Origin of the sequence: Sulfurimonas sp. HSL3-2 (assembly GCF_039645965.1) — a bacterium.
In the GTDB taxonomy this organism is placed as follows: domain Bacteria; phylum Campylobacterota; class Campylobacteria; order Campylobacterales; family Sulfurimonadaceae; genus Hydrocurvibacter; species Hydrocurvibacter mobilis.
The window spans coordinates 601,897-625,622 of sequence record NZ_CP147917.1; the positions used below are offsets into that span (position 1 = coordinate 601,897).

Consider the following 23,726-nt stretch of genomic DNA (forward strand, 5'->3'; position numbering starts at 1 on the left):
GTCAATTTTCATTATTGAAACAACATAGGGAGTTTCAATATGTTTATAACAAAGGTAAAAATGCACACTCAAGCAGTGTTGTTCTTTTTTATCTTCACGCTAATGGAGTAAAGAAAGTAGGATTCACAGCCACCAAAAAGGTCGGCAATGCAGTTATCCGAAATCGTTCTAAAAGAAGATTTAGAGCTCTTTTTAGCGAATACGCTTCTTTCTTAAATGATGGGACTTATGTTTTTGTCGCAAAGACAGGTCTTAAAGAAACATCATATCTTTCACTCAAAAATGATTTCAAAAAAGTTTTAACTAAAGTCGGTGCACTTTCCAATGCTTAAGAAGTTTCTTTTATCCATTTTACATCTTTATCAACGATTTTTCACTCTAATAGGATATGGAAGTTGTAGATATTACCCAACTTGTAGCGAATATGCTAAATGGGAGTTTGAAAATAATAAAATTTCAAGTGCTTTTTACCACAGTTTGACTAGAATACTCAGATGCAATCAGCTTTTTGACGGCGGAATAGATTATCCACTTCTGGATAAACTCTCTTTAAAGCCCAAAAACTTGGCTGTTGATACGATAAAATATTGGTTGGTTCCAAATAAAAAAAACCGGTTTTATATAATTAAAAATTTTGCTTTTAAAGGGTAATTGTGTTTGACAAGTTGACATCAAATCAGAGATTATTGGTAGCTGTGGGGCTATCGTTTGTGTTTTTTATAGGGTATACAACAATATTTCCTCCAAAATCTGCGCAGTTGGATAGTAATGCGACTAAGCAGACAAGTAGCAGTAAAGAGGTTGTCGTTAATGATAAAAAGATCGTTGTCGCAGATGAGTCGACAAAACTTGACAATAGTCTCAAAACAGGGAATAAAGGCGATCTGGTAACGATCACATCAGATGATTTTGTTTTAAAAATAGATACTTTAGGCCGTATCTCTTCAGATGTACTTTTAGAAAAAAAGTATGACAAGAGTGAAGGGCAGCATGCTGAGCTTGTCGATGCAGGCAGTGTAAAACCGCTTTTAGTGAGATTTGCGGATGATACTTTAAATCAGGAAGCTATGAAAACTCCGTACAGCTGTGACTGCTCGGATATCACACTTACAGATAAACCGGCGACTATCACTCTTACTCAAAAACTTTCAGAGCTGAGCGTGACAAAGACTTTTACGTTTTACAAAGACGGTCACTATGATGCGAAGGTCTCACTTTCAAAAGATGCACGTTACTATCTTGATCTGGGTCAGCGTCCTCGTGTAGAGACAAAGATGATGACGGTAGCGGGTGCTATGGTCTATTACTCTGACAACAAGACAAAGATCTTTGCAGACGGTGATGTCGAAGGCCGTTCTACTTTTACGGATGTTCATCTTATCTCTGCATTCGATCAATATTTTGCAAACATCATCTACGGATTTGATAAAAATCTAAATATTTTAGTAGACCGTGATACAAAGGGTGACCCTCGTGTTTATATAGATGCATCAAAAGAGATGGCATTTCACGGATATGTAGGACCAAAAACATATACTACACTTAAGTCGATAGACCCTGTACTGGTAAATGCGATAGAGTACGGCTGGTTTACATTCGCATCTCGTCCGTTATTTGCAGTACTTGCATGGTTACATTCACTCTTTGGTAACTGGGGATGGGCTATTATCGGTCTTACTGCATTAGTACGTTTTGTGCTTTACCCGCTTACATACAAAGGCATGGTCTCTATGCAGAAGATGAAGCAGATCTCTCCAAAGATCAAAGAGCTTCAGGCAAAACATAAAGGCGATCCTCAGCGAATGAACGCGGCTGTTATGGAGATGTATAAAAAGCATGGTGCTAACCCGCTTGGCGGATGTCTTCCGATGCTTCTTCAGATACCGGTTTTCTTTGCGATGTACCGCGTGTTTTTAAATGCTCCTGAACTTCAAGGTGCTCCTTGGATACTCTGGGTACAGGATCTTTCACGTATGGACCACCTGTTTATTCTACCGATACTTATGGGTGCTACGATGTACTACCAACAACGTATTACGCCAAGTAACTTTACAGATCCGTTACAAGAGAAAGTATTTAAGTTCTTACCTGTAATATTTACATTTTTCTTTGTAACTTTCCCTTCAGGTCTGGTATTATATTGGTTTGTAAATAACTTATTCTCAATCGCACAGCAGTTCATAGTAAACAAACAGTTTGCAGCAGCAGAAGCGATCGTCGAAGAAGCGAAAGTGGAGAAAAAAGATGATTAAAATCGAATCAGCTACATTGCAGGATGCTTATGAAAAAGCAGCCATGCATTTTAGCTGCTCTGTAACAGAACTTCAAGTAGAAGTCTTACAGCATCCAAGCTCTGGTATTTTAGGCTTTTTTAAAAAGTCTGCGATCATCGTTGCATCTTGTAAAAACAGTTTTGCAAGACCGCAAGAGAAAGAGGAACCAAAGCCTGAGATAAAAAAAGAGCCGATTCAGCCAAAAGCACAAAAGCAAAAGGTTGAAAAGCAAAAACCTGCAGAGGCAAAAAAAGAGACAAGATCTAAGCAAAAAGAGTATACAAAACAAAATATTTTAAATGACACTATCCTTCCTACCTCTTTTGTAAGCGATCAGGATGAAGAGTTCTATGAAGAGGAACTTTCAGCTGATGAGTACAAAAAAAGCTACAGTGACGATCTAGACAAAAACTACTTTTATGATGACAACGATAACGCTATAGACGAAGTCTTAACGATTAATGAAGTCGTGCCTATCGTCAAACGCGAGATTAATAAACTATTTCAAGATATCTGTTTTGACATAGATCCTATAGATGTAAAAGCATATGACGAATCAACGCTTTTAGTCGAGATAACGGGTGAAGATTCAGCGTTGCTAATCGGAAAAGAGGGATACAGATACAAAGCTCTTTCATATATGATATTTAACTGGATCAACTCAAAGTACCAGCTGCAGCTTCGTTTAGAGATCGCAGAATTTTTGAAAAACCAAGAGGAATCCGTATCACGCTATCTTGTCGGAGTCTGTGAGACTGTCGAGAGAGAAGGGCGTGCACAGACAAAGATACTTGACGGTGTTTTAGTCCAGATCGCACTTAAGCAGCTTCGTAATACATACCCTGATAAATATGTAGCTATCCGTTCAACACGCGACGGGCTGAAATTTATCATCATTAACGATTATAACGGATATTAAAAATGAACGATACCATTAGTGCCGTTGCTACGGCACATGGGATAGGTTCTATCGCCATTATAAGAATCAGCGGTGATAAAGCGCTAGATATTGCAAAAACACTTTCACGCAGGTCTGATTTTAAAGTCAGATATGCAACTCTTACATCCATATACAACCAAAAAAACGAACTCATCGATGAAACGATCATCATATATTTTAAAGGCCCTCAAAGCTTTACGGGTGAAGATGTCATAGAGATACAGTGTCACGGCGGGATGATAGTTGCCGAACTGATCCTAAAAGCCACACTTGATGCGGGTGCAAGACTTGCAAATCCGGGAGAGTTTAGCAAACGTGCGTTCTTTAACGGCAGGATAGACCTGAGTGAAGCAGAGGCAATATCTAAACTCATCGAAGCAAAAAGTGAGGATGCGGCAAAGATACTTGCGACTCAGATGAAGGGTTCACTCAAGAACTACATCGAAGAGGTACGCGATGAGATGCTTCATATCCTGGCGTATTCGGAGGTCAGTATCGATTATGCCGAAGAGGACCTGCCTGAAGATCTGATACAGCAGATCATCGCCAAGCTTGACGCCTTACATGTAAGGCTGACGAAGACACTTCGTGCGAGTGAATCAAGACAGGGACTTATGCAGGGATTTAAAGTTTCCATCATCGGAAAACCAAATGTCGGCAAAAGCTCGCTTTTAAATATGCTCTTAAACTATAATCGTGCAATCGTAAGCGATATAGCAGGGACGACACGCGATACGATAGAGGAACAGGTAAAGATAGGTACACATCTGATCCGTATCATCGATACCGCAGGAATACGCGATGCTAGTGATGAGATAGAACGCATAGGGATAGAGCGCTCTATCGAGGCGATAGAAAAAAGCGAGATAGTCGTAGCACTTTTTGACAACTCAAGAGAGAGTGACAGCGAAGATGAAGTGATCTTAGAGTGGCTGGACAAATATAAAGATACAAAAGAGATAATCGTCATCTTAAATAAGGTCGATTTGCCGTCAAAGTTCGACCTCTCAAAACTTGCAGGATATGAGTATATCGAGCAAAACTCAAAAGAGAGTGCAGAAAAACTGGTAGACAATCTTGAAAAGATCATGGATAAAAATAATGCATCGGATGAGATGATGCTTATCTCTCTGCGCCAGATAGAAGCTGTTAAAAAGACGTTAAGTTCGATCCAAGAGGCAAAAGAACCTCTAGTAGATGGGGAACTTGAGATATTCTCGTTTCATGTCATAGAAGCGATCAATGCGATGAGCTCTATCACAAGACCTTTTGAGACCGATGAGATGCTTGACAAGATGTTCGGTAGTTTCTGTTTGGGAAAATAGTTGAAATATATTGCTATCGACTTAGGTCTTAAACGCATAGGACTGGCGTATTCTCCCGATGCAAAGATGGTAACGCCACTTGATGCCGTTGAGCGAAAAAACCGCAATCAAGCTGCGGGTGATGTTAAAAAAGTCATAGAAGAGTGGGACGCCGATGCCGTAGTGGTAGGTATCCCTATGGGTGGAAGTTCCGAAGATGAGATGCGCCGCCGTGTGGCTCATTTTATGAATCTTGTTGATTTTAAAGGTGAAGTTTTTTATCAAGATGAAAGCAATACTTCTGTTGAAGCAGAGGAGATGATGAAGGGACAGATGCGATATAAAAGAGATGGAAGGGTGGATTCCATCTCTGCAATGATAATACTTGAGAGGTTTTTAAGAGCCGTTAAACAGCCTTAAAATATTCGGCAGCTTCAAGCTCGTCGTCTGTCAGGTTTTCTTTTGCAAAGTTCTCATCGTTTTGTATCAAGTCTTTTACCTTTTCTTGACAATAACTGTAAAGCAGTTCATAACTTTTTTCATGTTCTTCTATAAACCCAAGTCCGCTGAACTGGTAAGGTTCATCTTGTTCTATACATAGTAAAGTTCCTTCGCACTTTTCTTCTATGATCTCGACAAGATCGCGGTAAGAGATATTGAACTCAGTCGCATGCCATCCAAGATCTTCTAAATTTTTGTCAGAAAACTCAGATATCCCGTCACCCGTCGTATCGTCATAAGATGCTCTAGGGACATTGAGCTTTATGATGCTCTGCCATGCAGGAGCTGCTTTGATAAGCACTCTCTCATCATCTATGACGACTCTTAGGTCTTTACCCAGAGCAGTTTCAAGGTCAAGAGGTTTCGGCATAGCGATGCCGATATTTTGAGTTGCACTGTGTGCGCCTTCATAGATAAGCATCTCGTTATCTGCATAGGGCGGGAAAACTACTTTGCCATGGATATTTATACCAAACGTCTTGCCGGAGTTTATCGCTTGCAGAAGTTCCTTTTTAGACATAACTATTATTTCATTAAAAAGATTGAATTTTTTCATATATTGTTACCTCTTTTTGACGAATTATACTTATTATAAAGTACAATATTCTTAAATAATTTTCGTATAATGAAAATTTTTGCTTAATTGGAGTATAATTCGCAAAATCTAAAGAGTATAAGTCAATCTTACACTCATTTACATCTAAGGAAATTAATTATGGCATTGAATGTTTACTATGATAAAGATTGTGATATCAGCATAATCAAAAGTAAAAAAGTTGCAATGATCGGTTTTGGTTCTCAAGGTCACGCTCATGCAGAAAATCTTCGTGATAGCGGTGTTGAAGTAATCATTGGTCTAAGAAAAGAGGGATCAAGCTGGGCAAAAGCTGAAGCTAAAAACTTTAAAGTTATGACAGTTGCAGAAGCATCTGCTGAGGCTGATGTTGTAATGATCTTACTTCCTGATGAAAATCAATCTTACATCTACAAAAACGAGATCGAACCAAACCTTAAAAACGGTGCAACTATCGCATTCGGTCATGGTTTTAACATCCATTACGGAAGAATCCATCCAAGAGCTGACATCAATGTTACTATGATCGCTCCAAAAGCTCCAGGTCACACAGTACGTTCAGAGTTCGTACGTGGCGGCGGGATCCCTGACCTTATCGCAATCGGTCAAGATCCAAGCGGTAAAACAAAAGATCTAGCACTTTCTTACGCTTCTGCAATCGGTGGCGGTAGAACAGCTATTATCGAAACTACTTTCAAAGATGAAACAGAAACTGACCTTTTCGGAGAGCAAGCTGTTCTTTGTGGTGGTGCAGCGTCACTTGTTCAAGCTGGTTTTGAAACATTGACTGAAGCTGGTTATGCTCCTGAACTTGCATACTTCGAGTGTCTACACGAACTTAAACTGATCGTTGACCTTATGTTCCAAGGCGGGATCGCTGATATGAGATATTCTATCTCTAACACTGCTGAGTACGGTGACTATGTTTCTGGTAAACGTGTTATCAATGCTGAAAGTAAAGCTGCTATGAAAGAGATCCTAAAAGAGATCCAAGATGGTAGATTTGCAAAAGATTTCATACTTGAAGGTCAAGCTGGCTACCCACGTATGAATGCAGAGCGTGCAAACGCAAGAGCATCTTTAATCGAGCAAACTGGTGTTAAACTAAGAGCTATGATGCCTTGGATTTCTGCAAACAAAATCGTAGATACTTCTAAAAACTAAAATAGTAACGCACTTGCTGCGTTGCTACATTCGTCACGCACATTAGTGCGCTTCCTCGTTATGCGCCTTGCAATTACGTCACTCTTTTAGTTTTAACTCTTACATGTAAGGTACTTGTATGGAATTTCTTTTTTTTATTAAAAAACTTATCGCTTTTTTTGTCGAACCTTTTGGTTTGGTTTTACTTCTTTTATCTCTTGGTCTTTATTTTTTAACTCGATGTAGTTATAAAAAAGCTAAACTATTTACAACTTTATCTTTTTTATTGCTATTTCTTTTTTCTTATCCTCCCTTTTCAAATATGCTTGTCACGAACTTGGAAAACCGCTATCCTAAGTTTGAATCGACTGATCTCAATGTTTCATATATCCATGTACTTGGAAACGGAAACAATGATGACTATACTCAGCCTCTTTCAAGTATGGTAAGCGGAGTGGGGCTTAAGAGAGTCGTAGAGGGTGTCATAATACAAAAGAGATATCCTGATGCAAAGTTGATCTTTACGGGATATGAGGGCGGCACAACGCTTGCAAGTGCAGTGGCAAATGCAAATATTGCTACAGCAATAGGCGTAAAGAAAGAGATGCTTATCATCAATCCCGAGCCGCATGATACAAAAGAGGAAGCACTTTTTACAAAGACGCTTGTAAAGGAGGAACCGTTTATCTTGGTGACTTCTGCTGCTCATATGCCGCGTGCGATGAAACTGTTTCAAGAGTTGGGGATGAATCCGATCCCAGCACCAACAGATTATAATAAGCGAAAGACAAGATCGCTATTTGAGGCACCAAACATCTATGCTTTTGAAAATTCACAGAGTGCGGTACATGAGTATATCGGGATGCTTTGGGCTAAGTTAGTCCACTAGGTAGATCTTAAAAGTTACTCTTCTTGAACTCTCTTTGTCCTCATCGCCCTTTTTATCCATCACTTTCTTAGAGTAGCTGTAACCGCTTTGTTTTAAGATCTCCGTCAGCCATTTCTTTGTGGGCATATCCTGTTTGTTAAAGATATAACTTATAACGCTGAAAGATCTTTGATATGAAAGATTGGCGTTATTTAAGTAGCCTTTAGAGAAGTCGGCATCAGCCCATTCGCTTGATGTATGACCATTTATCTCTAATGTCTTTATACTGCTTTTATATTTGTTCATAACAGCAAAGACTCTTGGCCAAAAGCTGTCTAAAAAGCTCTTCTGTTCATCTGTCAGTTTATAAGCTCCGACTTTAAAATAAAGAGGATCATTAAAAGAGATGCTCAGATCCTCTTTTATAGTTATCTTTTTTGCAGCTATCTCATCTTTAAATGTCTCGGACAGCTGCTTAAAAAAAGATTTTGTAGATGTGGATCTTTGCGCGATAGAACCGTCGCTGTTAAGTTTTAATATCCACATATTAGGTATTTCACTTCCCGCTAATGTCTTAGTCCCGACGGCTACGTATTTGCCGTTTCGAAGTATCGCGACATTATGAAAGACATCGTAGTTGTCATTTCCAAAATGTTCCTGCCATGCAAGTTTCAGCGAAGCGTCAAGCTTGACTGCCAGTCCGTCAGTATCGGAGTTCTCAGGGTCGCTTACATACCCGACGCCGATGATAGAACCGTTTGCTGCTTGTTTGATGTCATAGAGGGCAGATGAATACGCCGTGTTGATAGTTCTTTTTAGAAGTATGTTTTGCTGCAGATCGAATTTGACTAGATTGATTTGCTCTTTTTTATTCTCCTCAATCGAACCGATCGAAGCTAGAAAACTGTTGTCTCTTAGCTTGATAAGTGCATAAGGGTTTAAAGGCTTATCCAGAGAATAAGTTTTATACCATATCTTGTCACCACGTTCGTTTATACGCATAAAGACAGCATCATTACTACTGTCATAAGATGTCTTCCCTAAGACTACGATTGTGCCGTCAAACGCTTCAGCCGCATCTATGCCTCTGTCATCGTTTTGGGTACCGTATTTTCTGCTCCATAATATTTGTCCGTCTTTTGAAAATCTGGTTAAAAATATATCGTTCAGACCAAGTCCTGTGTTATACATTGGGTCATAAGCATCACGTGTCGTGATAGATGAACCGACAGCCAAGACACCGCCGTCTCTTAATGCTATTAATCTATTCATCTGATCATAGTTTTTTGTACCGAACTCTTTAAGAAACAACTGATTGCCCATAGCGTCCAGTTTTACTACCAGCATCTGGCCGTTAAGCGTATATCCGCCTATAAAGTATCCGTTTTGTGTGGTTTTGATAACAGAAACCGCTTTATTAAAGCGTGATAGATCAGCACTTTTTTCAAGAGTGATCTTAGCGGTGTCATCAGCTCTTACAATATGCATCTGTGTCCCATATGCAGCATGGACGCTAGATAAATAGTCAAATGGATTTGTGTAACTCTTTGGGGCTGCATTTGCACTTTTGAGATCATCTAAAAACCCAACGGCACTTATCTGATCGTCATTGTCCTGGACTACATCATAGAGGTTGCTGTCAAATTTTTTATTGATGACCAGTTCATAGTCATTATTTGATGCATTGAGCCAGAGGAACAGAAAACTGAGTGCTAGAATATATCTCATATTAAATCTTTTTTAGATTTAAGTAGCAAATATTATTCCTTATTTATTATGTTCGTATGCACCGTAATCTTTTAACATATTTACAAGATCATGATTCTCTTGCTGTGTCGCTATCTGTAAAGCGGATTGACCGCTGTTTGTCATTATATTGATGTCAGAACCTGAATCAAGAAGCTCTTTTGTTACATGCATCTGTGAGTAATATACGGCAAAAATAAGTGCACTCCATCCAAAATTATCGGTCATATCGATATCGGCATAGTTTTCCAGTATGCGCTCTAAAAAGTAGCTGTTGCCCACTGATGCTGCGAGCATCAAAGGAGTCCTGCCGTTAACATCTGCTTTGTTGAGATTTGCACCAAGCTGTATCAGTATCTCAAAATGATCTTTTATCACGGAAGACTCTTTTTGGATACAGCAGTGCATCAGCGGCGTCCAGCCAAGCTTGTTGATACTGATATCGACAGTCGCACCTTTAGTGATCAGTTTTGTCTGTATCTCTCTAAATCGATCCGCTTTATCTTTATATGTGTGGATCGCAAAATGGCAGAGTGTCAACGAAGTGTTTACACTCTCAACGATGTTTATATTCGCACCGATGTCTATCAAAAAGTCAGCTATCTCATCATGTCCGTTTTTGATCGCAAGAAGAAGAGGAGACTGGGCATGTCTGTTTTTAACATCGAGACTTGCTCCTTTTTTGCATAAAAACTCTATTACATGTAAAGGTGATGCATTTAAGACGGCATATATCAGAGGCGTGTTGAGATTGACATCTTTTTCGTCGATATTGAGCCCTTTGTTGTACAGATAATTGATCAGTTTGATATCACCTGTTATTATCGCTGTAAACAGGAGTGACTGACCGATGCTGTTCTTTTCAAAAAGATCTGATTTATGTTTTATACTTCTTGAAAGGTCATGCAGTTTTGCATTCTTTACACAAGTAGAGATATTGCTGCTGGATACTTCAATGGGACTAGTCGTCTGAAGCAGTTTTATACTTTTTTTATCTTGATAATTGAGGGCATAATCAAGCGGACTCATATCTTTATCATCTTGTAAAGCCGGATCTGCTCCATATCTCAGAAGAAGATATACCAACTCATATAGACATAGATTGACGGCAAAATGCAGAGCAGTCCTGTTGTTTTTATCTGTAATATTGATATTCGCACCGTTTTGTAAAAGCAGGTTTATACAATCGACTCTGTTGTGGATCGTCGCATAGATAAGCGCCGGCAGATGATGCGAACTTTTGAGATCTACATCGTATCCGTTATATATCTTCTCTTGGACTCTTTTTGTATCATTTTGTTCGATCGCTTTATATATCTTTTTTTCCGGATGCTCTAGTATATTGGTCTCATAGCTGTGGTGCAGGGAGGTCTTTAATATCATAGCACTTTGTAGTCTTTCCATAAACGGCATACGTAAACCTCCATCTTGTAATAAAACTATTTTATATATATTATCGGAATTTTTTGTTTAAATAAAAAGGTAGGGGAGTTTAGAAAGTGTTTTGTAAGGTTTGCGAGTGTTTTTAAACACTCGCGGGTTCTACTTAACGTAGGTTTTCAAATGGTGCAGTTACAACTGCTTTACGAGTTACAGTGTATGGAACTAACGCAGCTGAACGAGCACGTTTGATCACTGTAGATATCATATCTTGGTGACGTTTACAGTTACCTGTAAGACGACGAGGCATGATTTTGTAACGCTCTGAAAGAGAGAAACGTAATGATGCAACATCTTTGTAGTCCATGAAGTCTATTTTTGCTTCACAATATTTACAAAATCTTTTTTTGTATTTTCTTTTTTCTGCCATTGTATTTTCCTTATATTATATTTCTAGAATGGTATTTCATCTTCATCGATGTCTATTACCGGAATATTTGGCTCAGGCATTACTTTTCTCGGCTGTTGTGCAGAAGGCTGTGGCTCTGAATAACTTTGTTGAGTATTCATCGCACTATTGCCGTATGACTGATTCGGCTGTGAATAGTTTTGTGGTTGCTGTGTATAGTCTTGGTTAAAATCACCGCTAGGCATACCAGAACCGCTATCCCCTTTTGAATCAAGCATCTGCATAGTCTCGACAGTAACAGAATGCTTTGAGCGTTTTTGTCCGTTTTGATCTACCCATTGTTCAAATGTCAATCTTCCTTCGACTAGGATCTTACTCCCTTTACGAAGATATTGGTTGGCAACTTCGGCACTGCGTCCAAAGAAAGTGATATCAACAAAACATACCTCCTCTTTTTTCTCTCCGTTTGTAGAGAATCTGCGAGATGTAGCTATAGCACTTTTTGCTATACCCATTCCTGTTTGTGAGTATCTTAATTCGATGTCACGAGTTAAGTTTCCTACCAATATGATCTTATTAAACATGGATGTCTCCTCTTAAATTTACGCTTGAGCTTCTTCTGTTACTTCTTCAGTAGCTGCAGCTTCCTCTTTTACAGGAGCTTTTTTAGGGTTGTTTGCTTTTTCAACAAGTTGATTCCAAGCAGTTACTTCACGTTTTGTATCATATTTGATAGTAACGAAACGTAAAAGTTCTTCGTTGATTCTAAAACGTCTTTCAATCTCGCTGATTGAAGATGGTTCAACAGTATAATAGATTACATGGAAATATCCACGCTCATTTTTAGCGATAGGGTATGCAAGTTTGCGGATTCCCATAGCGTCGCGAGCAACGATTTCGCCGCCGTTTGATGTGATCACTTCTTCAACAGCTGCGATGCTGCTTTTGATCTCTTCTTCAGTTAGTGTTGGTTTTACGATTACTAGGTTTTCGTAATGTCTCATAGAGTATAGTCTCCTCTTGGAATATAGGCCTAAAATTAGGCTTTTGTTTCCCTTTCGGATATCAATACATTGCAATAGTATGCAATACAAAGAGAAAGGAACGCGTGATTATACAAAAATTTTACTTAATTCTGCTTTTACCCAAAATGGTAATAAAAACCATGTCATAATGCAATAATAAGTCTTTTCTTAGTTCTATTTTGGTCTAATGCTGTTATGAAAAAGAAAAGAAATACAAAAAGTAAAAACAGCTCAAATAAAATATTAAAAGTTTTTGTTTGGATATTAGTCGCAGCATTGTTTTCAATTGCATTTATCGGAGTAGGTTATTACCTTGGTTATGAAGACGGTCTGAAGTACAGTGATATAAGCAGTGCAAAGCAGAAAGAGAAAACGCTAAAAGCGATAAAAAAGCTTGACACTGTAACTGTATCTTCAAAAAAAGAGGAAGATATCAAAGAGAGGTTAAAAACTGTCCTCAAAGAGGAGCAAAACAAATATGCTCAAGAGGGAGCTTCTCATGAATATGAAGAGACACCTGAACAGTTAGAACATCCGCCGGTTATAAAAGTGATCAAAAAAGACAAAGTCAAAACGAAGCCAAAACTGGCGATCATCATAGATGATGTCTCGTTTTCCAGAGATGTAAAAGAGATAAAAAAGTTAAACCTAAACGTCACGATGTCATTTTTACCGCCAAATGCGATACATCCAAACTCTGCAGTTCTTGCTTCTAAAGAGCCGTTTTACATGGTCCATCTTCCTATGGAAGCTATGAACTTTAACGCTTCAGAACCTATTACATTAAAGGTAAAAGACTCACAACAGGTGATAATGCACAGGATAGATAAGATCGTTTCTCTTTTTCCAAGAGTCAAGTTTATAAACAACCATACCGGCAGTAAGTTTACATCAAATGAAGTGGCTATGAACAGGCTTATTTTTGCTTTAAACAGATACAAAATAGAGTTTGTAGACAGCAGGACGATCGCTGAGACAAAAGTTCCAAAGGTGATGAAAGCATACGGCGAAAGATATATGGCAAGAGATGTTTTCTTGGATCATAAAATGGAAGTAGACTATGTCAAAAAGCAGATAAAAGAGGCTGTAAAAGTAGCGAAATTAAAAGGGTATGCTATTGCTATAGGGCATCCGCATGAAAATACCTTAGAGGCTCTTCGCGAGTCAAAAGATATACTCTCTCAAGTAGATCTTGTACAGATAAACAAGATATAAAGTAAAACGATGAGAGGTTTGATTGAAGAAAAGATCGAATCTCTCACTTCCATGAAGAACTATCCAAAACAACTTTCATACAGCGGGAACTTAGATCTGCTTGAACACCTAAAAGTATCCATCATAGGAAGCAGAAAACCAACACCCTATACCAAGACGATGACGCATAATCTCAGTCAGGCATTGAGCCACGTCGGAGTATGTATCGTCAGCGGAGGTGCCATGGGTGTGGACGCCATCGCCCACGCCGGAGCAGGGGCTGGTAATACCGTTGCAGTCCTGCCAAACGGTCTAGATCACAAGTATCCTGCTATCAACAAAAAACTGCTCTCATCGATAGAGCAAGAGGGACTGTTGCTAAGTCAGTTTGATGACGACTTTATAGCGACACCATGGAGCTTTGTCGTTAGAAATGAGCTTGTAGTCGCACTTGGTGAGGTTCTAGTAGTAATGCAAGCCGATATAGACAGCGGGAGCATGAGAAGTGCCGAGTTCGCACTCGAGATGGGTAAAGAGATATATGTACTTCCACACAGGCTGGGCGAAAGCAAAGGGACGGATGAACTTTTAAAAAACGGTAATGCTAAACTCATCTTGGATATAGAGGAGTTTGTCGCACAATTTACAGGTCGTAAAAAAGAGGTCACATTTAATGATGAGTTTTTAGAGTTTTGTAAAACAAACCCTACTTGTGATGAAGCGGTACAAAACTATCCGGATAGAGTCTATGAAGCGGAACTCGAGGGGCTTATTAAAGTTGAAAACGGAAAAATATTTCTACTTTAAAGAATAAGCATTGCGTCGCCGTAAGAATAGAAACGGTAACCCTTCTTAATCGCCTCTTCGTACAGAGCTAGAGCTTTTTCCACACCGACAAAAGAGGCTACGAGCATCAACAGCGTTGATTTAGGAAGGTGAAAGTTTGTCAGCAGATAGTTCACTCTTTGAGGTGGATTGTTAGGGTGCAGGAAAAGGTTTGCTTCACCTTTTGGTTTCTTACCGTGCTGTACATAGTACTCGACTGTACGAGTCGATGTCGTTCCGACACAAAGTATGGGAGTGTCTGAGTCCAGTATCTCTAATGCTTTAATCGAGATATCATAGTATTCGCTGTGCATAGGGTGTTTTAAGATCTCTTTTTCTTCTACGGGTTTAAATGTTCCGGCACCTACATGTAAGGTAACATATGCGTGCTTAAAAGTTTTGCAGACTCTTTCATGCTGCTCTTTTGTAAAGTGCAGAGATGCCGTCGGTGCAGCGACCGCACCCTCATACTGAGCGAAAACACTCTGGTAGTCTTTTTCATCTTCGGATGAGTCTTCTCTTTGCATATAGGGAGGAAGCGGGATATGTCCTATTTTATCTATAACAGGCAGAAGCTCTTCAAATCTCAGTTCTTTGTCGTCTTTAAAAAAGAGGACATCACGTGAACCGTCTTCATGCAGTCTGATCACTTTGGCATAAAGATTTTCGTTAAAAACTATCTTTGTATCGACTTTTACTTTTCCTCTTATATAAACGTTGATCTCAGTAGCATTCAGTGGTCTGTTGATAAGAAGTTCTATCTTGCCGCCGCTCTCTTTTTTACCGTAAAGACGTGCTTTTATGACTTTGGTATCGTTAAATATGAGAGCAGCATCTTTTGGAATATAACGTTCGAGTTCATAAAAGTAGGTGTGGATGACAGTGTCTGTTTTTCTGTCGTAGACCAGCAGCTTTGCAGCATCTCTGGGCTCTACGGGATGAGTGGCTATAAGCTCTTCTGGGAGCTTAAAGTCATAGCTTGAAGTTAGAAGCGGGTCGAGGTTATTCACTTCGCTTGTTCGTCCTCTTCTTCTTCATCAGTAGCATCATTTTCTTCTTCGTCGTCCTCTTCATCTTTGGGTGCAGGATTCACAAATTTTACGATGATGATAGAAAGACCGTATAAAAGGATAAGTGGAAATGCCATAAGAAGCTGTGTAAGTACATCAGGCGGTGTAAGCAGTGCAGAGACTATAAAGATCAGGACAATTGCATATTTGAAAAAAGATGTTAATGTCTTGTCTGTAATAAGACCGATAAGTGCTAAAAAGTATGCAAAGACAGGAAGCTCAAAAGCGATACCGAATCCAAACATGATCTTGGTAAAGAATCCTACATAATCTTCGATGTTGATAAGCGGAGTAAACTTGAAACTACCGAAAGTGATAAGAAAGTCAAAACCAAAAGGAGTGACCACATAGTATGCAAAAGCGACACCGATAGCAAACATGATCGTACCGCCGAAAACGAAAGGCAGAAGCATCTTCTTCTCGTTGTCATAAAGGCCTGGAGCGACAAAAAGCCATATCTGAGAAAGTATGATAGGAAGTGCACCTAGTATCGCAGCAAAGAAAGCAACTCTTAAAGCAACGAAGAACGCTCCACCGACCTGACTTGTCGTGACCATACCGTTAGCAGCGAGTGCTGAGACTCTACCTACATCGATCAGTGCTTGATTCAGCGGTGCTACCATCCATGTAAGAAGCGGTTCATGGAAATAAAACATAATCATAAACATAACAAAAAGTGAGACTGCTGATATTGTCAGTCTCTTTCTTAATTCAACGAGATGCGGTTTTAAATCTTCAAACATTAATTATTCTCTTCTTCTTTAGGTGTTTTATCTTTTTTCTTGAAAGTGACTTCCTCTTTTACAGGCTCATTTGTTTTTTTTGGAACATTTGTTTCCATCGTTACATCATACAAGTCTTGTTTTATATTATTTATAGGGTTGATGCTTTTTAACTCATTACCGGCACTGGTAAGCTCTTTTTTGTATGCAAGTGCTTCATCTTTGATGTCAGCCAAGTGAAGTTCCTCTTCAATAGAGTCTTTTGCATTGGCTACTGCACTTTTTATTTTTTTGATTGTTCTTGCTATCTCTACCATGGCTTGAGGAAGCTTATCTGGTCCTAAAAATATTATTGCTACAACGGCGATAAGGAGTAACTCTGTAAAACCCATACCAAACATATATTGTTTCCTCGTAAAAAAATTTTCTGATTTTATCCAAATTAAGATTTAAATCGACTTAGTATTCTATCAGTTTAAGATAAATAGAGATATCTCATCGCTCAATAAATAGTCAAGATTGTAGAATCTATGCACTTTTTTGAGAAGTTTCTTTTCATCTGCAAGAAGATCGGCTCTTTTTAACTCATCTGAGGAGAGTATCTTTTCATCCACGCCGACAATGCTTCGTAGACCTAAAAAGAGTTTTTCCGCTTTTTGATCATCCTGAGTCAGCTTTTCCTCTCTTACATGTAAGGGGTTCTGGATGTAAAAATCTATATCGGTCGAAGGATAGTATCTCACGCCATCTTTGCACCCCACGGCTCCGCTTCCGGCACCTATGTAATCTTTGTACTGCCAGTATCCAAGGTTGTGTCTGCTTTGGTATTTGCCGAAGTTTGAGATCTCATACTGGGTAAAACCGTTTGCTTTGATAGTGTCAAATACAAAGTTTGTAAGTGAAAGCTTTTCATGTGCGACATCGGGCGTCTTTTCAAAAGGGGTTCCCTCTTCGATGGTAAGTGCATAAGCACTCAGGTGGTTGATAGGAAGTGAAAATGCAAGATCGAGATCTGCTTGTAAAAGCTCTTTGGTATCTAACGCCGTAGCATAGATGATGTCGATAGAGATGTTTTGTACTCCCGCGTCTGCCGCATCTTTGACAGCACGAACGGCATCATCTCTATTGTGTGCACGGTTTAAGAACTTGAGCTTTTTATTATCAAAGCTCTGTACACCGAAACTGATACGGTTGACTCCGAGCTCTTTCATCCCCTCTATCCAAGTACGCGTCGCACTATTTGGATTGGCTTCCGTCGTTATCTCTGCATCATCGGCTACGTAGGGCTTTATCAGCTCAAATATCTTCTTATAAAGTGCTGTAGATACGGTTGATGGAGTCCCTCCGCCTATAAAAACGGTCTCGATCTCTTTTTCTTTTACCTCAAACTTTTGAAGTTCATGAGAAAGCTGCAGATACAGAGCATCCATATATTTCTCTTTAAGATGAAACTTATCGACATAAGAGTTAAAAGAGCAGTAAGAACATTTGGAATCACAAAATGGGATATGTATATAAAGTAGCATTTGAAATTATAACTAAAAGTGTCAAGAAAGTGTCAAGAAACTGTACTGAAGCTCTTGATTGTTTTGGGGAATAATTTTGAGTGTAAAGATGATTTCAGGAGAAGGTTATGAAAAAGATTTTAACAGTTTTAGGTCTATCTGCAGCTTTTAGTCTTGCGGCTCCGATTGAGGGATATATGCAGACGTTGGCAGACGAGGCAAAAAAAGCGGATGCAGGCTTTAGCGGCTTTGATGCCAAGAGAGGCGAAAAGATATTTATCTCCGAGCATATCGGCAAAAAAGGAAAGAGCATCTCTTGTGCAAGCTGTCATTCAAACGACTTGAATAAAGCCGGAGAGAACGTGTTCACTGCAAAAGTGATAGAACCGTTGTCGCCAAAGGCAAACAAAGAGAGATTGACGGATATCAAGAACGTGGAAAAATGGCTGAGACGCAACTTTAACGACGTCTATAAAAGAGAGGGTACAGCGCTTGAAAAAGGCGATGTGCTTACATACATCCAAAACTACTAAGAGGAGAGAGTTATGAAAAAGTATTTGATAATGGCAGCAGGTGCCGCAGCACTCATAACAGGAGTCGCACTGTTCGCAGATGATGATGAAAGATATGAGAGAAGAGTCTATGAACATAGTAAAACGTACATGCAGACAAACCCACAAAAAAGAGCTCTAAACGAGTTTGAAACAACATATCAAAAGGAGTGCGGTTCTTGCCATATGGCATATCAGCCGGAGTTTCTGCCAAAACGCTCATGGAGCAAGATGATGGATACCCTCGATAACCATTTTGAAGTGGATGCGACGCTGAGTCCAAACGATCACAAGACCATACTTGCATATCTGACAAGCAATGCAGGGGATTCAAAATACACGACGAAGCATTTTTCAAGGATGTCAAACAGTGTGCCAAGAGATGAAGCACCGCTAAGGATCAGCGAAACGCCGTACTTTATGAAAGAGCATAAAGGTATACCAAAACGTTTCATAGAACAAAAAGAGGTCAAAAGCCTTGCAAACTGTAGTGCGTGTCATACTACGGCAGAAAAGGGGATCTACTCTGAGAGAGCTATAAACATCCCTAACTACGGAAGATGGGACGACTAAGGAGTCTGATATGAAAGCATATATCTGGAGTCTTCCTACACGCGTGTTTCATATGATGTTCGCCGCTTTTATCTTGGCGGCAATCATAAGCGGAGATGAGGACAACCTTTTAAACATCCATGCAAGTCTGGGTTACGCGATAGGCATACTTGTCATATACAGGATCATCTGGGGATTTATAGGACCGCAGTACTCAAGGTTTTCCGATTTTCCTCTAAGTATGAAAGAGCTAAAAGAGTTTGCATCAAACATCTTCAATCATAAAAAATATGCAGGGCATAACCCTGCCGCATCTTTTGTGATGCTCTCTATGCTGATAGTCGTTGTTTTAACGGTCGCAACAGGTGTGCTTACATATGGCATTCAAGAGGGACGGGGATTACTCGGTTTTTTAAACACACCTTACTTTAAAGAGATGGATCTGTTTGAAGAGGTGCATGAGTTTTTCTCGACACTGTTGCTAGTACTTATCGCCGCGCATCTTGGAGGTGTCGCATTTGACAGACTCATAGATAAAAAGACCGATACGTTGGGTTCGATCGTAAACGGACATAAAAACATAGAAGCATCAAGTGTGACGCTGAACTGGTTCCAAAAACTGTTTTCACTTTTTGCACTTGTCTTGGCGGCAGGAGTCCTTTTTTATTCGCTGTTTTTTAACTCTGTTTTGACAAAAAGCAGCTATAACGAAATATCTTATGAAAAAGAGCATCCCGCTTTCGTAGCGGAATGCGCTTCTTGCCATACTTTGTATCCGCCGCACTTGTTATCTCGTGAATCATGGAGCAAAGTGATGGATACCCTCGATGACCACTTTGGCGATGATGCTTCACTAGATGACACGACAAGGCTGTCCATTAAAGAGTATCTGCTGAAAAATTCGGCTGAGAGCTCGAGTAAAGAGAGTGCGTTTTATATATTAAAATCATTGAAAGAGAATGAGGATATAATAGCCGTAACACAGACATCCTATTGGAAAGCACGGCATCAGGGCATAGATAAAAATATATTTAGCTCAAATGAGATAAAATCTAAAGCAAACTGTAAAGCCTGCCACTCTGATATAGAGAAAGGTCTTATAGAGGACAGCAATATAAAAATACCTAAGACAGGGGCATAAGATGAAAATTGTTTTGATCTTTTTACTGTTTTTCTCTTTTGGGACTGCCAAAGAGGAACACGAACATAAGCACCATGAGTTTCATATGCCAAGAGATCTCGGATATCTGGACCTGGATAGTGAACAAAAGGCGAAGATATCCAAGATCGTGTCTGAAAATGAGAGAAAACTGGAACTTCTGCATGATAAAAAAGAGCTTGTCGAGATGAAGATGAAACGGTTTTTCTTAGAGGATGATTTTGATAAAGAGAAGTTTGCAAAACTCATTTTAGAGTTAAAAACGGAGTCGATAACCATCGAGGCAGATATGTTTAAACAGATGCACGATGCATTGAACCCAAAGCAGAGAGAACTTTTTTTATACTATATGAAGGAGTGGGAAGTTGAGTAAACGGATCCTTCTTATAGAAGATGAGATCGAGATGCAGGAATTGATCTCAAACTATCTTGTTAACTACGGGTACGATGTTACCTCCTACACAAATCCAAAAGAGGCGATCGAGGATTTTAAAAAGAACTCGGACAGATACGACATCGTCATCTTGGACCTTATGCTTCCGGATATGGACGGGTTTGATGTCTGCAAAACTCTAAAAAGCTACGCCGATACTCCGGTTATCATCTCTTCGGCAAGAGGTGATATCGGCAACAAGATACACGGTTTTGAGATAGGTGCGGATGATTACCTTGCAAAGCCATATGAACCGCGAGAACTCGTCCTTCGCATAGAAGCGGTACTTAAACGTGTACAAAAAAACGACAGATTGAAAATATCCGATTTTACGATCGATGAGTCCAGCCGGGAAGTGATGCTTGAGGATTATCCGATAGAGTTTACGAAAGTGGAGTTCGAGATATTTGTCTACCTTCTTAAAAACCGAAATAAGGTCGTCTCCCGTGACCAGCTTATCAACTCCACTTCACTGCACCACGACACAAAGAACAGGACTATCGATATGCATATAAGCAATATCCGTCAAAAGATAGGCGATGACTCAAAAGACGCGAAATACATCAAGTCCGTGTGGGGCATTGGATATAAATTTATAGGATAGATGATGTCTATACAAAAAAAGATAACCATCCTCTTTGTCAGCAGTCTCGTGACAATGACGCTAATAGCATTATGGGTAGAGAGGACAAATCTGCAAAAAGCTCAGACCATCGAGCAAAACAGCTATCTTATAAGTGCAAAAGAACTTTTTACCCCTCTTGTCAATAAACAAAAGACAGAACTGAATAAAAGAATAGAGGAACTTGGACTTCAAGTCGTCACAGATGATAATATCATTAAAAACGCAGAGGTCGTATATCTTCAGCCTCATACCTTCGGTGCTCTTAAAATACTTCAATACTCCGAGAGATACTACCTGTATATAAAGTATCTGGATCAAGAACTTCTTTTATATGATGTTTCCCAGGATGAGAGCATGAGCGAACGTTACATCACCAATTCGCTTGTCATCTTGGATGTGATCTTAATGCTTGTGATCTATCTTGTCATACTAAAGATCCTTTCACCGTTAAATCATATCAGCCAAAAGATGAGACAGTTCTCAAAAGGCAATCTTTTTGCGCGTGCCGCCGTAAAAACAAAAGATGAGATAGGCGAAGTCTCTCAGAGTTTTAATGAGATGGCGTCACGTCTTCAAGAGATGGTAAATGCGAGAGAAGAGCTTTTAAGAGATGTCGGTCATGAACTTAGAACCCCTATAGCCAAAGGGAAGTTTGCATTAGAAGGTGTGTCGGACTCCAAAGAGAAAGAGATCATAAAAAGAGCTTTTAACGACCTCGATACTTTGACAAGCGAGATACTTCAGATGCAGCTTTTAGACAAAGAAGAGTTGTTTGAATACAGCAGTTTTAAGGCTCAGACACTCATCGCCGAGGCTCTTTCTAAACTTTACATCGAGGATGAAGATGAGATAAAAGTCGAGATAGAGGATTTTGAGATAAACGGCGACCTGCATTATCTGACTACTGCATTAAAAAACCTGATCGACAACGCTTTGAAATACTCGACCTCAAAACCGATCCTTATCAAAGTACACGAGAGGAAAATATCGGTACTCAGCAGCGGTGACGAGTTGGACAAAGAGCTGGGTCATTATCTTCAGGCATTTACACAGCAGGGGAGGCAGCAAAAAGGGTTCGGCATCGGCTTGAACATAGTGAGCAAGATCGTACAAAAACATGGATTTAAGCTGGATTATGAATATTTGGACGGAAAAAATATATTTACGATCATTTTTGTTGCCTAGAGTTATATTAATTTAATCACTTTTTTACTATAATCGCGTTATTAACTTTAGGATTTTTTATGACAAACACAAAACCGTACCGTCCAAACGTTTCAGCTATAATACTATCAAGTAAATATCCGGAAAAAAAAGAGATATTTATAGCTGAACGTTCAGACCTATTGGGTGTTTGGCAGTTTCCTCAAGGCGGGATCGATAACGGAGAATCTGCAAAAGAAGCTCTTTATCGCGAGCTTAAAGAGGAGATAGGTACTGATGATATAAAGATAATTGCCGAGTATCCGGAATGGATAGCATATGATTTTCCGCAACATGTTATGGAAAAGATGAAACCGTTTCACGGTCAGACACAGAGATACTATCTGGTAAGACTCAAGAAAAAAGCAACTATAAATCTAGATACAAAACATCCGGAGTTCGTAAAATACAAATATGTTTCGCTTGATGAGGTGATGAACATCACGGCGGATTTTAAAAAACCTGTTTACAATAAGGTGATTGAATATTTTAAATCAGAGGGTTATTTATAATGTTAATTGTACAAAAGTTTGGCGGTACAAGTGTTGGAGATCTCGATAGGATCCAAAATGTTGCGAACCGTGTAAGCAAGACAGTAAAAGAGGGTCACAAAGTAGTAGTCGTAGTCTCGGCTATGAGCGGTGAGACAAACAAGCTTGTAGGTTATGCAGAACATTTTAGTAGTAATCCGTCAAGAAACGAAGTGGACATGCTGCTTAGTTCGGGTGAAAGAGTTACGGCTGCACTTCTTTCGATCGCGTTAAATGAAATGGGACATCCTGCTGTCTCTATGACAGGGCGTGCTGCCGGTATCGTGACAGATGCGGTGCACACAAAAGCAAGAATCGAAAAGATCGATCCGACTAGAATGCATAATGAACTCAATTCCGGAAAGATCGTAGTTGTAGCAGGTTTCCAAGGCGTTGATGAGAACGGAAACGTGACAACACTCGGGCGCGGGGGAAGCGACCTTTCTGCTGTTGCTATCGCAGGAGCGTTAGAAGCTGATCTGTGTGAGATATATACAGATGTCAGCGGTATCTACACGACTGATCCTCGTATCGAACCAAAAGCGAAAAAACTTGACCGTATCTCTTATGATGAGATGCTTGAACTTGCAAGTCTAGGTGCTAAAGTCTTACAAAACCGTTCTGTAGAGTTAGCTAAAAAGTTAAATGTGAATCTTGTCACTCGTACAAGTTTTACAGATGAAGAGGGAACATTAATTACTAAGGAAGAAAATATTATGGAAAAACCACTAGTCAGCGGTATTGCATTAGATAAAAACCAATCACGTATCTCTTTGATGGGAGTAAAAGACCGTCCGGGAATAGCTTCTGATATATTTAACAAGTTAGCTAAGAACAACGTAAATATAGATATGATCATCCAGACTGTGGGTCATGACGGAATGACAAATCTTGATTTTACGGTTCCTAAAAACGAGGTCTTAGATGCTAAGGCAGTTATGGATACTTTTTTAGAAGCTGATGAGGTAAAAGAGGTCTCTTATGATGACAGCATCTGTAAAGTTTCTATCGTCGGTGTCGGTATGAAATCACATACGGGCGTTGCGGCAAAAGCCTTCTCATCAATGGCAGAAGAGAACATCAATATCCTTATGATATCTACTTCTGAGATAAAAGTCTCTATGGTCATCAGTGAAAAATATGCAGAACTTGCTGTTCGTTCACTTCATAACGCATACTCGTTAGACAAGTAAG

General features: G+C 39.5%; 28 protein-coding genes. 18 read left to right on the forward strand and 10 right to left on the reverse strand.

Annotated elements, in window-relative coordinates:
• The first annotated feature begins 14 nt into the window (after positions 1-14).
• Genes rnpA through ruvX form a run of 6 tightly spaced genes read left to right on the forward strand, consistent with a single transcriptional unit; the run spans position 15 to position 4,937 of the window.
• A complete protein-coding gene (gene rnpA / locus WCX87_RS03100) occupies positions 15-332 on the forward strand; it encodes a ribonuclease P protein component (RefSeq protein WP_345980578.1) in 318 nt (105 codons plus the stop codon).
• A complete protein-coding gene (gene yidD / locus WCX87_RS03105; protein WP_345980579.1) occupies positions 325-651 on the forward strand; it encodes a membrane protein insertion efficiency factor YidD in 327 nt (108 codons plus the stop codon). Before rnpA ends, yidD begins: the two co-directional genes overlap by 8 nt.
• Positions 652-653: 2 nt before the next feature.
• Positions 654-2,252 (forward strand): membrane protein insertase YidC, encoded by a 1,599-nt coding sequence (gene yidC, locus WCX87_RS03110; protein WP_345980580.1) that lies wholly within the window; start codon positions 654-656, stop codon positions 2,250-2,252.
• Entirely contained in the window at positions 2,245-3,192 is a 948-nt protein-coding gene (locus WCX87_RS03115; protein WP_345980581.1) for a Jag N-terminal domain-containing protein, read from the forward strand. The genes yidC and WCX87_RS03115 overlap by 8 nt, the downstream gene beginning before the upstream one ends.
• A gap of 2 nt (positions 3,193-3,194) precedes the next feature.
• Complete coding sequence (mnmE, locus tag WCX87_RS03120; RefSeq protein WP_345980582.1) at positions 3,195-4,538, forward strand: tRNA uridine-5-carboxymethylaminomethyl(34) synthesis GTPase MnmE; 1,344 nt, start codon at positions 3,195-3,197, stop codon at positions 4,536-4,538.
• Positions 4,539-4,937 carry a Holliday junction resolvase RuvX gene (gene ruvX, locus WCX87_RS03125; RefSeq protein ID WP_345980583.1) on the forward strand — a complete coding sequence of 133 codons (399 nt, stop codon included), beginning with the start codon at positions 4,539-4,541 and terminating at the stop codon, positions 4,935-4,937.
• Here the strand turns inward: ruvX and WCX87_RS03130 are convergent.
• Positions 4,924-5,574, reverse strand: a complete 651-nt coding sequence (locus WCX87_RS03130; protein ID WP_345980584.1) for a hypothetical protein — start codon at positions 5,572-5,574, stop codon at positions 4,924-4,926. The genes ruvX and WCX87_RS03130 overlap by 14 nt on opposite strands.
• A 159-nt stretch (positions 5,575-5,733) precedes the next feature.
• Between WCX87_RS03130 and ilvC the strand changes: the two genes are divergently transcribed.
• Together ilvC and WCX87_RS03140 are read left to right on the forward strand one after the other, a co-directional pair.
• A complete protein-coding gene (gene ilvC / locus WCX87_RS03135; protein WP_345980585.1) occupies positions 5,734-6,756 on the forward strand; it encodes a ketol-acid reductoisomerase in 1,023 nt (340 codons plus the stop codon).
• Positions 6,757-6,874: 118 nt separating this feature from the next.
• Positions 6,875-7,624 carry an ElyC/SanA/YdcF family protein gene (locus tag WCX87_RS03140; protein ID WP_345980586.1) on the forward strand — a complete coding sequence of 250 codons (750 nt, stop codon included), beginning with the start codon at positions 6,875-6,877 and terminating at the stop codon, positions 7,622-7,624.
• Here WCX87_RS03140 and WCX87_RS03145 read toward each other — a convergent pair.
• The 5 genes from WCX87_RS03145 to rpsF form a co-directional block, all read right to left on the reverse strand.
• A complete protein-coding gene (locus tag WCX87_RS03145; protein ID WP_345980587.1) occupies positions 7,613-9,331 on the reverse strand; it encodes an OmpA family protein in 1,719 nt (572 codons plus the stop codon). The genes WCX87_RS03140 and WCX87_RS03145 overlap by 12 nt on opposite strands.
• A 39-nt stretch (positions 9,332-9,370) precedes the next feature.
• Positions 9,371-10,762, reverse strand: coding sequence for an ankyrin repeat domain-containing protein (locus tag WCX87_RS03150; RefSeq protein ID WP_345980588.1), 1,392 nt, complete (start codon positions 10,760-10,762; stop codon positions 9,371-9,373).
• 133 nt (positions 10,763-10,895) lie between these two features.
• Positions 10,896-11,159: a 30S ribosomal protein S18 gene (gene rpsR, locus WCX87_RS03155; RefSeq protein WP_345980589.1), complete on the reverse strand. Its 264-nt coding sequence runs from the start codon at positions 11,157-11,159 to the stop codon at positions 10,896-10,898.
• Positions 11,160-11,182: 23 nt separating this feature from the next.
• Positions 11,183-11,722 carry a single-stranded DNA-binding protein gene (locus WCX87_RS03160; protein ID WP_345980590.1) on the reverse strand — a complete coding sequence of 180 codons (540 nt, stop codon included), beginning with the start codon at positions 11,720-11,722 and terminating at the stop codon, positions 11,183-11,185.
• A gap of 18 nt (positions 11,723-11,740) precedes the next feature.
• On the reverse strand, positions 11,741-12,142 hold the full coding sequence (gene rpsF, locus WCX87_RS03165) for a 30S ribosomal protein S6 (protein ID WP_345980592.1): 402 nt from the start codon (positions 12,140-12,142) through the stop codon (positions 11,741-11,743).
• A 216-nt stretch (positions 12,143-12,358) separates the two neighbouring features.
• Between rpsF and WCX87_RS03170 the strand changes: the two genes are divergently transcribed.
• Positions 12,359-13,378, forward strand: a complete 1,020-nt coding sequence (locus WCX87_RS03170; protein WP_345980593.1) for a divergent polysaccharide deacetylase family protein — start codon at positions 12,359-12,361, stop codon at positions 13,376-13,378.
• 9 nt (positions 13,379-13,387) lie between these two features.
• On the forward strand, positions 13,388-14,164 hold the full coding sequence (locus WCX87_RS03175) for a DNA-processing protein DprA (RefSeq protein WP_345980594.1): 777 nt from the start codon (positions 13,388-13,390) through the stop codon (positions 14,162-14,164).
• Here the strand turns inward: WCX87_RS03175 and queA are convergent.
• The 4 genes from queA to hemW form a co-directional block, all read right to left on the reverse strand.
• On the reverse strand, positions 14,161-15,192 hold the full coding sequence (gene queA, locus WCX87_RS03180) for a tRNA preQ1(34) S-adenosylmethionine ribosyltransferase-isomerase QueA (protein WP_345980595.1): 1,032 nt from the start codon (positions 15,190-15,192) through the stop codon (positions 14,161-14,163). The genes WCX87_RS03175 and queA overlap by 4 nt on opposite strands.
• The gene (tatC, locus tag WCX87_RS03185) at positions 15,189-15,995 is read right to left on the reverse strand and encodes a twin-arginine translocase subunit TatC (protein ID WP_345980596.1); all 807 of its coding nucleotides are present in this window, start codon (positions 15,993-15,995) and stop codon (positions 15,189-15,191) included. Before tatC ends, queA begins: the two co-directional genes overlap by 4 nt.
• Positions 15,995-16,375, reverse strand: coding sequence for a Sec-independent protein translocase protein TatB (gene tatB / locus WCX87_RS03190; RefSeq protein WP_345980597.1), 381 nt, complete (start codon positions 16,373-16,375; stop codon positions 15,995-15,997). The genes tatC and tatB overlap by 1 nt, the downstream gene beginning before the upstream one ends.
• A gap of 69 nt (positions 16,376-16,444) precedes the next feature.
• Positions 16,445-17,500 (reverse strand): radical SAM family heme chaperone HemW, encoded by a 1,056-nt coding sequence (gene hemW, locus WCX87_RS03195; RefSeq protein WP_345980598.1) that lies wholly within the window; start codon positions 17,498-17,500, stop codon positions 16,445-16,447.
• 107 nt (positions 17,501-17,607) lie between these two features.
• Here hemW and WCX87_RS03200 point away from each other — a divergent pair, with 107 nt between their 5' ends.
• The 8 genes from WCX87_RS03200 to WCX87_RS03235 are packed head-to-tail and all read left to right on the forward strand — an operon-like array spanning position 17,608 to position 23,725.
• Positions 17,608-18,012 carry a DUF1924 domain-containing protein gene (locus tag WCX87_RS03200; RefSeq protein ID WP_345980599.1) on the forward strand — a complete coding sequence of 135 codons (405 nt, stop codon included), beginning with the start codon at positions 17,608-17,610 and terminating at the stop codon, positions 18,010-18,012.
• A 12-nt stretch (positions 18,013-18,024) separates the two neighbouring features.
• On the forward strand, positions 18,025-18,603 hold the full coding sequence (locus WCX87_RS03205) for a diheme cytochrome c (RefSeq protein ID WP_345980600.1): 579 nt from the start codon (positions 18,025-18,027) through the stop codon (positions 18,601-18,603).
• A 10-nt stretch (positions 18,604-18,613) separates the two neighbouring features.
• Complete coding sequence (locus tag WCX87_RS03210) at positions 18,614-19,723, forward strand: cytochrome b/b6 domain-containing protein (protein WP_345980601.1); 1,110 nt, start codon at positions 18,614-18,616, stop codon at positions 19,721-19,723.
• 1 nt (position 19,724) lies between these two features.
• A complete protein-coding gene (locus WCX87_RS03215; RefSeq protein ID WP_345980602.1) occupies positions 19,725-20,114 on the forward strand; it encodes a hypothetical protein in 390 nt (129 codons plus the stop codon).
• Entirely contained in the window at positions 20,107-20,778 is a 672-nt protein-coding gene (locus tag WCX87_RS03220; RefSeq protein WP_345980603.1) for a response regulator transcription factor, read from the forward strand. The genes WCX87_RS03215 and WCX87_RS03220 overlap by 8 nt, the downstream gene beginning before the upstream one ends.
• A gap of 3 nt (positions 20,779-20,781) precedes the next feature.
• Positions 20,782-21,984, forward strand: a complete 1,203-nt coding sequence (locus WCX87_RS03225; RefSeq protein ID WP_345980604.1) for an ArsS family sensor histidine kinase — start codon at positions 20,782-20,784, stop codon at positions 21,982-21,984.
• Positions 21,985-22,043: 59 nt separating this feature from the next.
• Positions 22,044-22,514, forward strand: a complete 471-nt coding sequence (locus WCX87_RS03230; protein ID WP_345980605.1) for an RNA pyrophosphohydrolase — start codon at positions 22,044-22,046, stop codon at positions 22,512-22,514.
• Positions 22,514-23,725: an aspartate kinase gene (locus WCX87_RS03235; protein WP_345980606.1), complete on the forward strand. Its 1,212-nt coding sequence runs from the start codon at positions 22,514-22,516 to the stop codon at positions 23,723-23,725. Before WCX87_RS03230 ends, WCX87_RS03235 begins: the two co-directional genes overlap by 1 nt.
• Position 23,726: the final 1 nt, after the last annotated feature.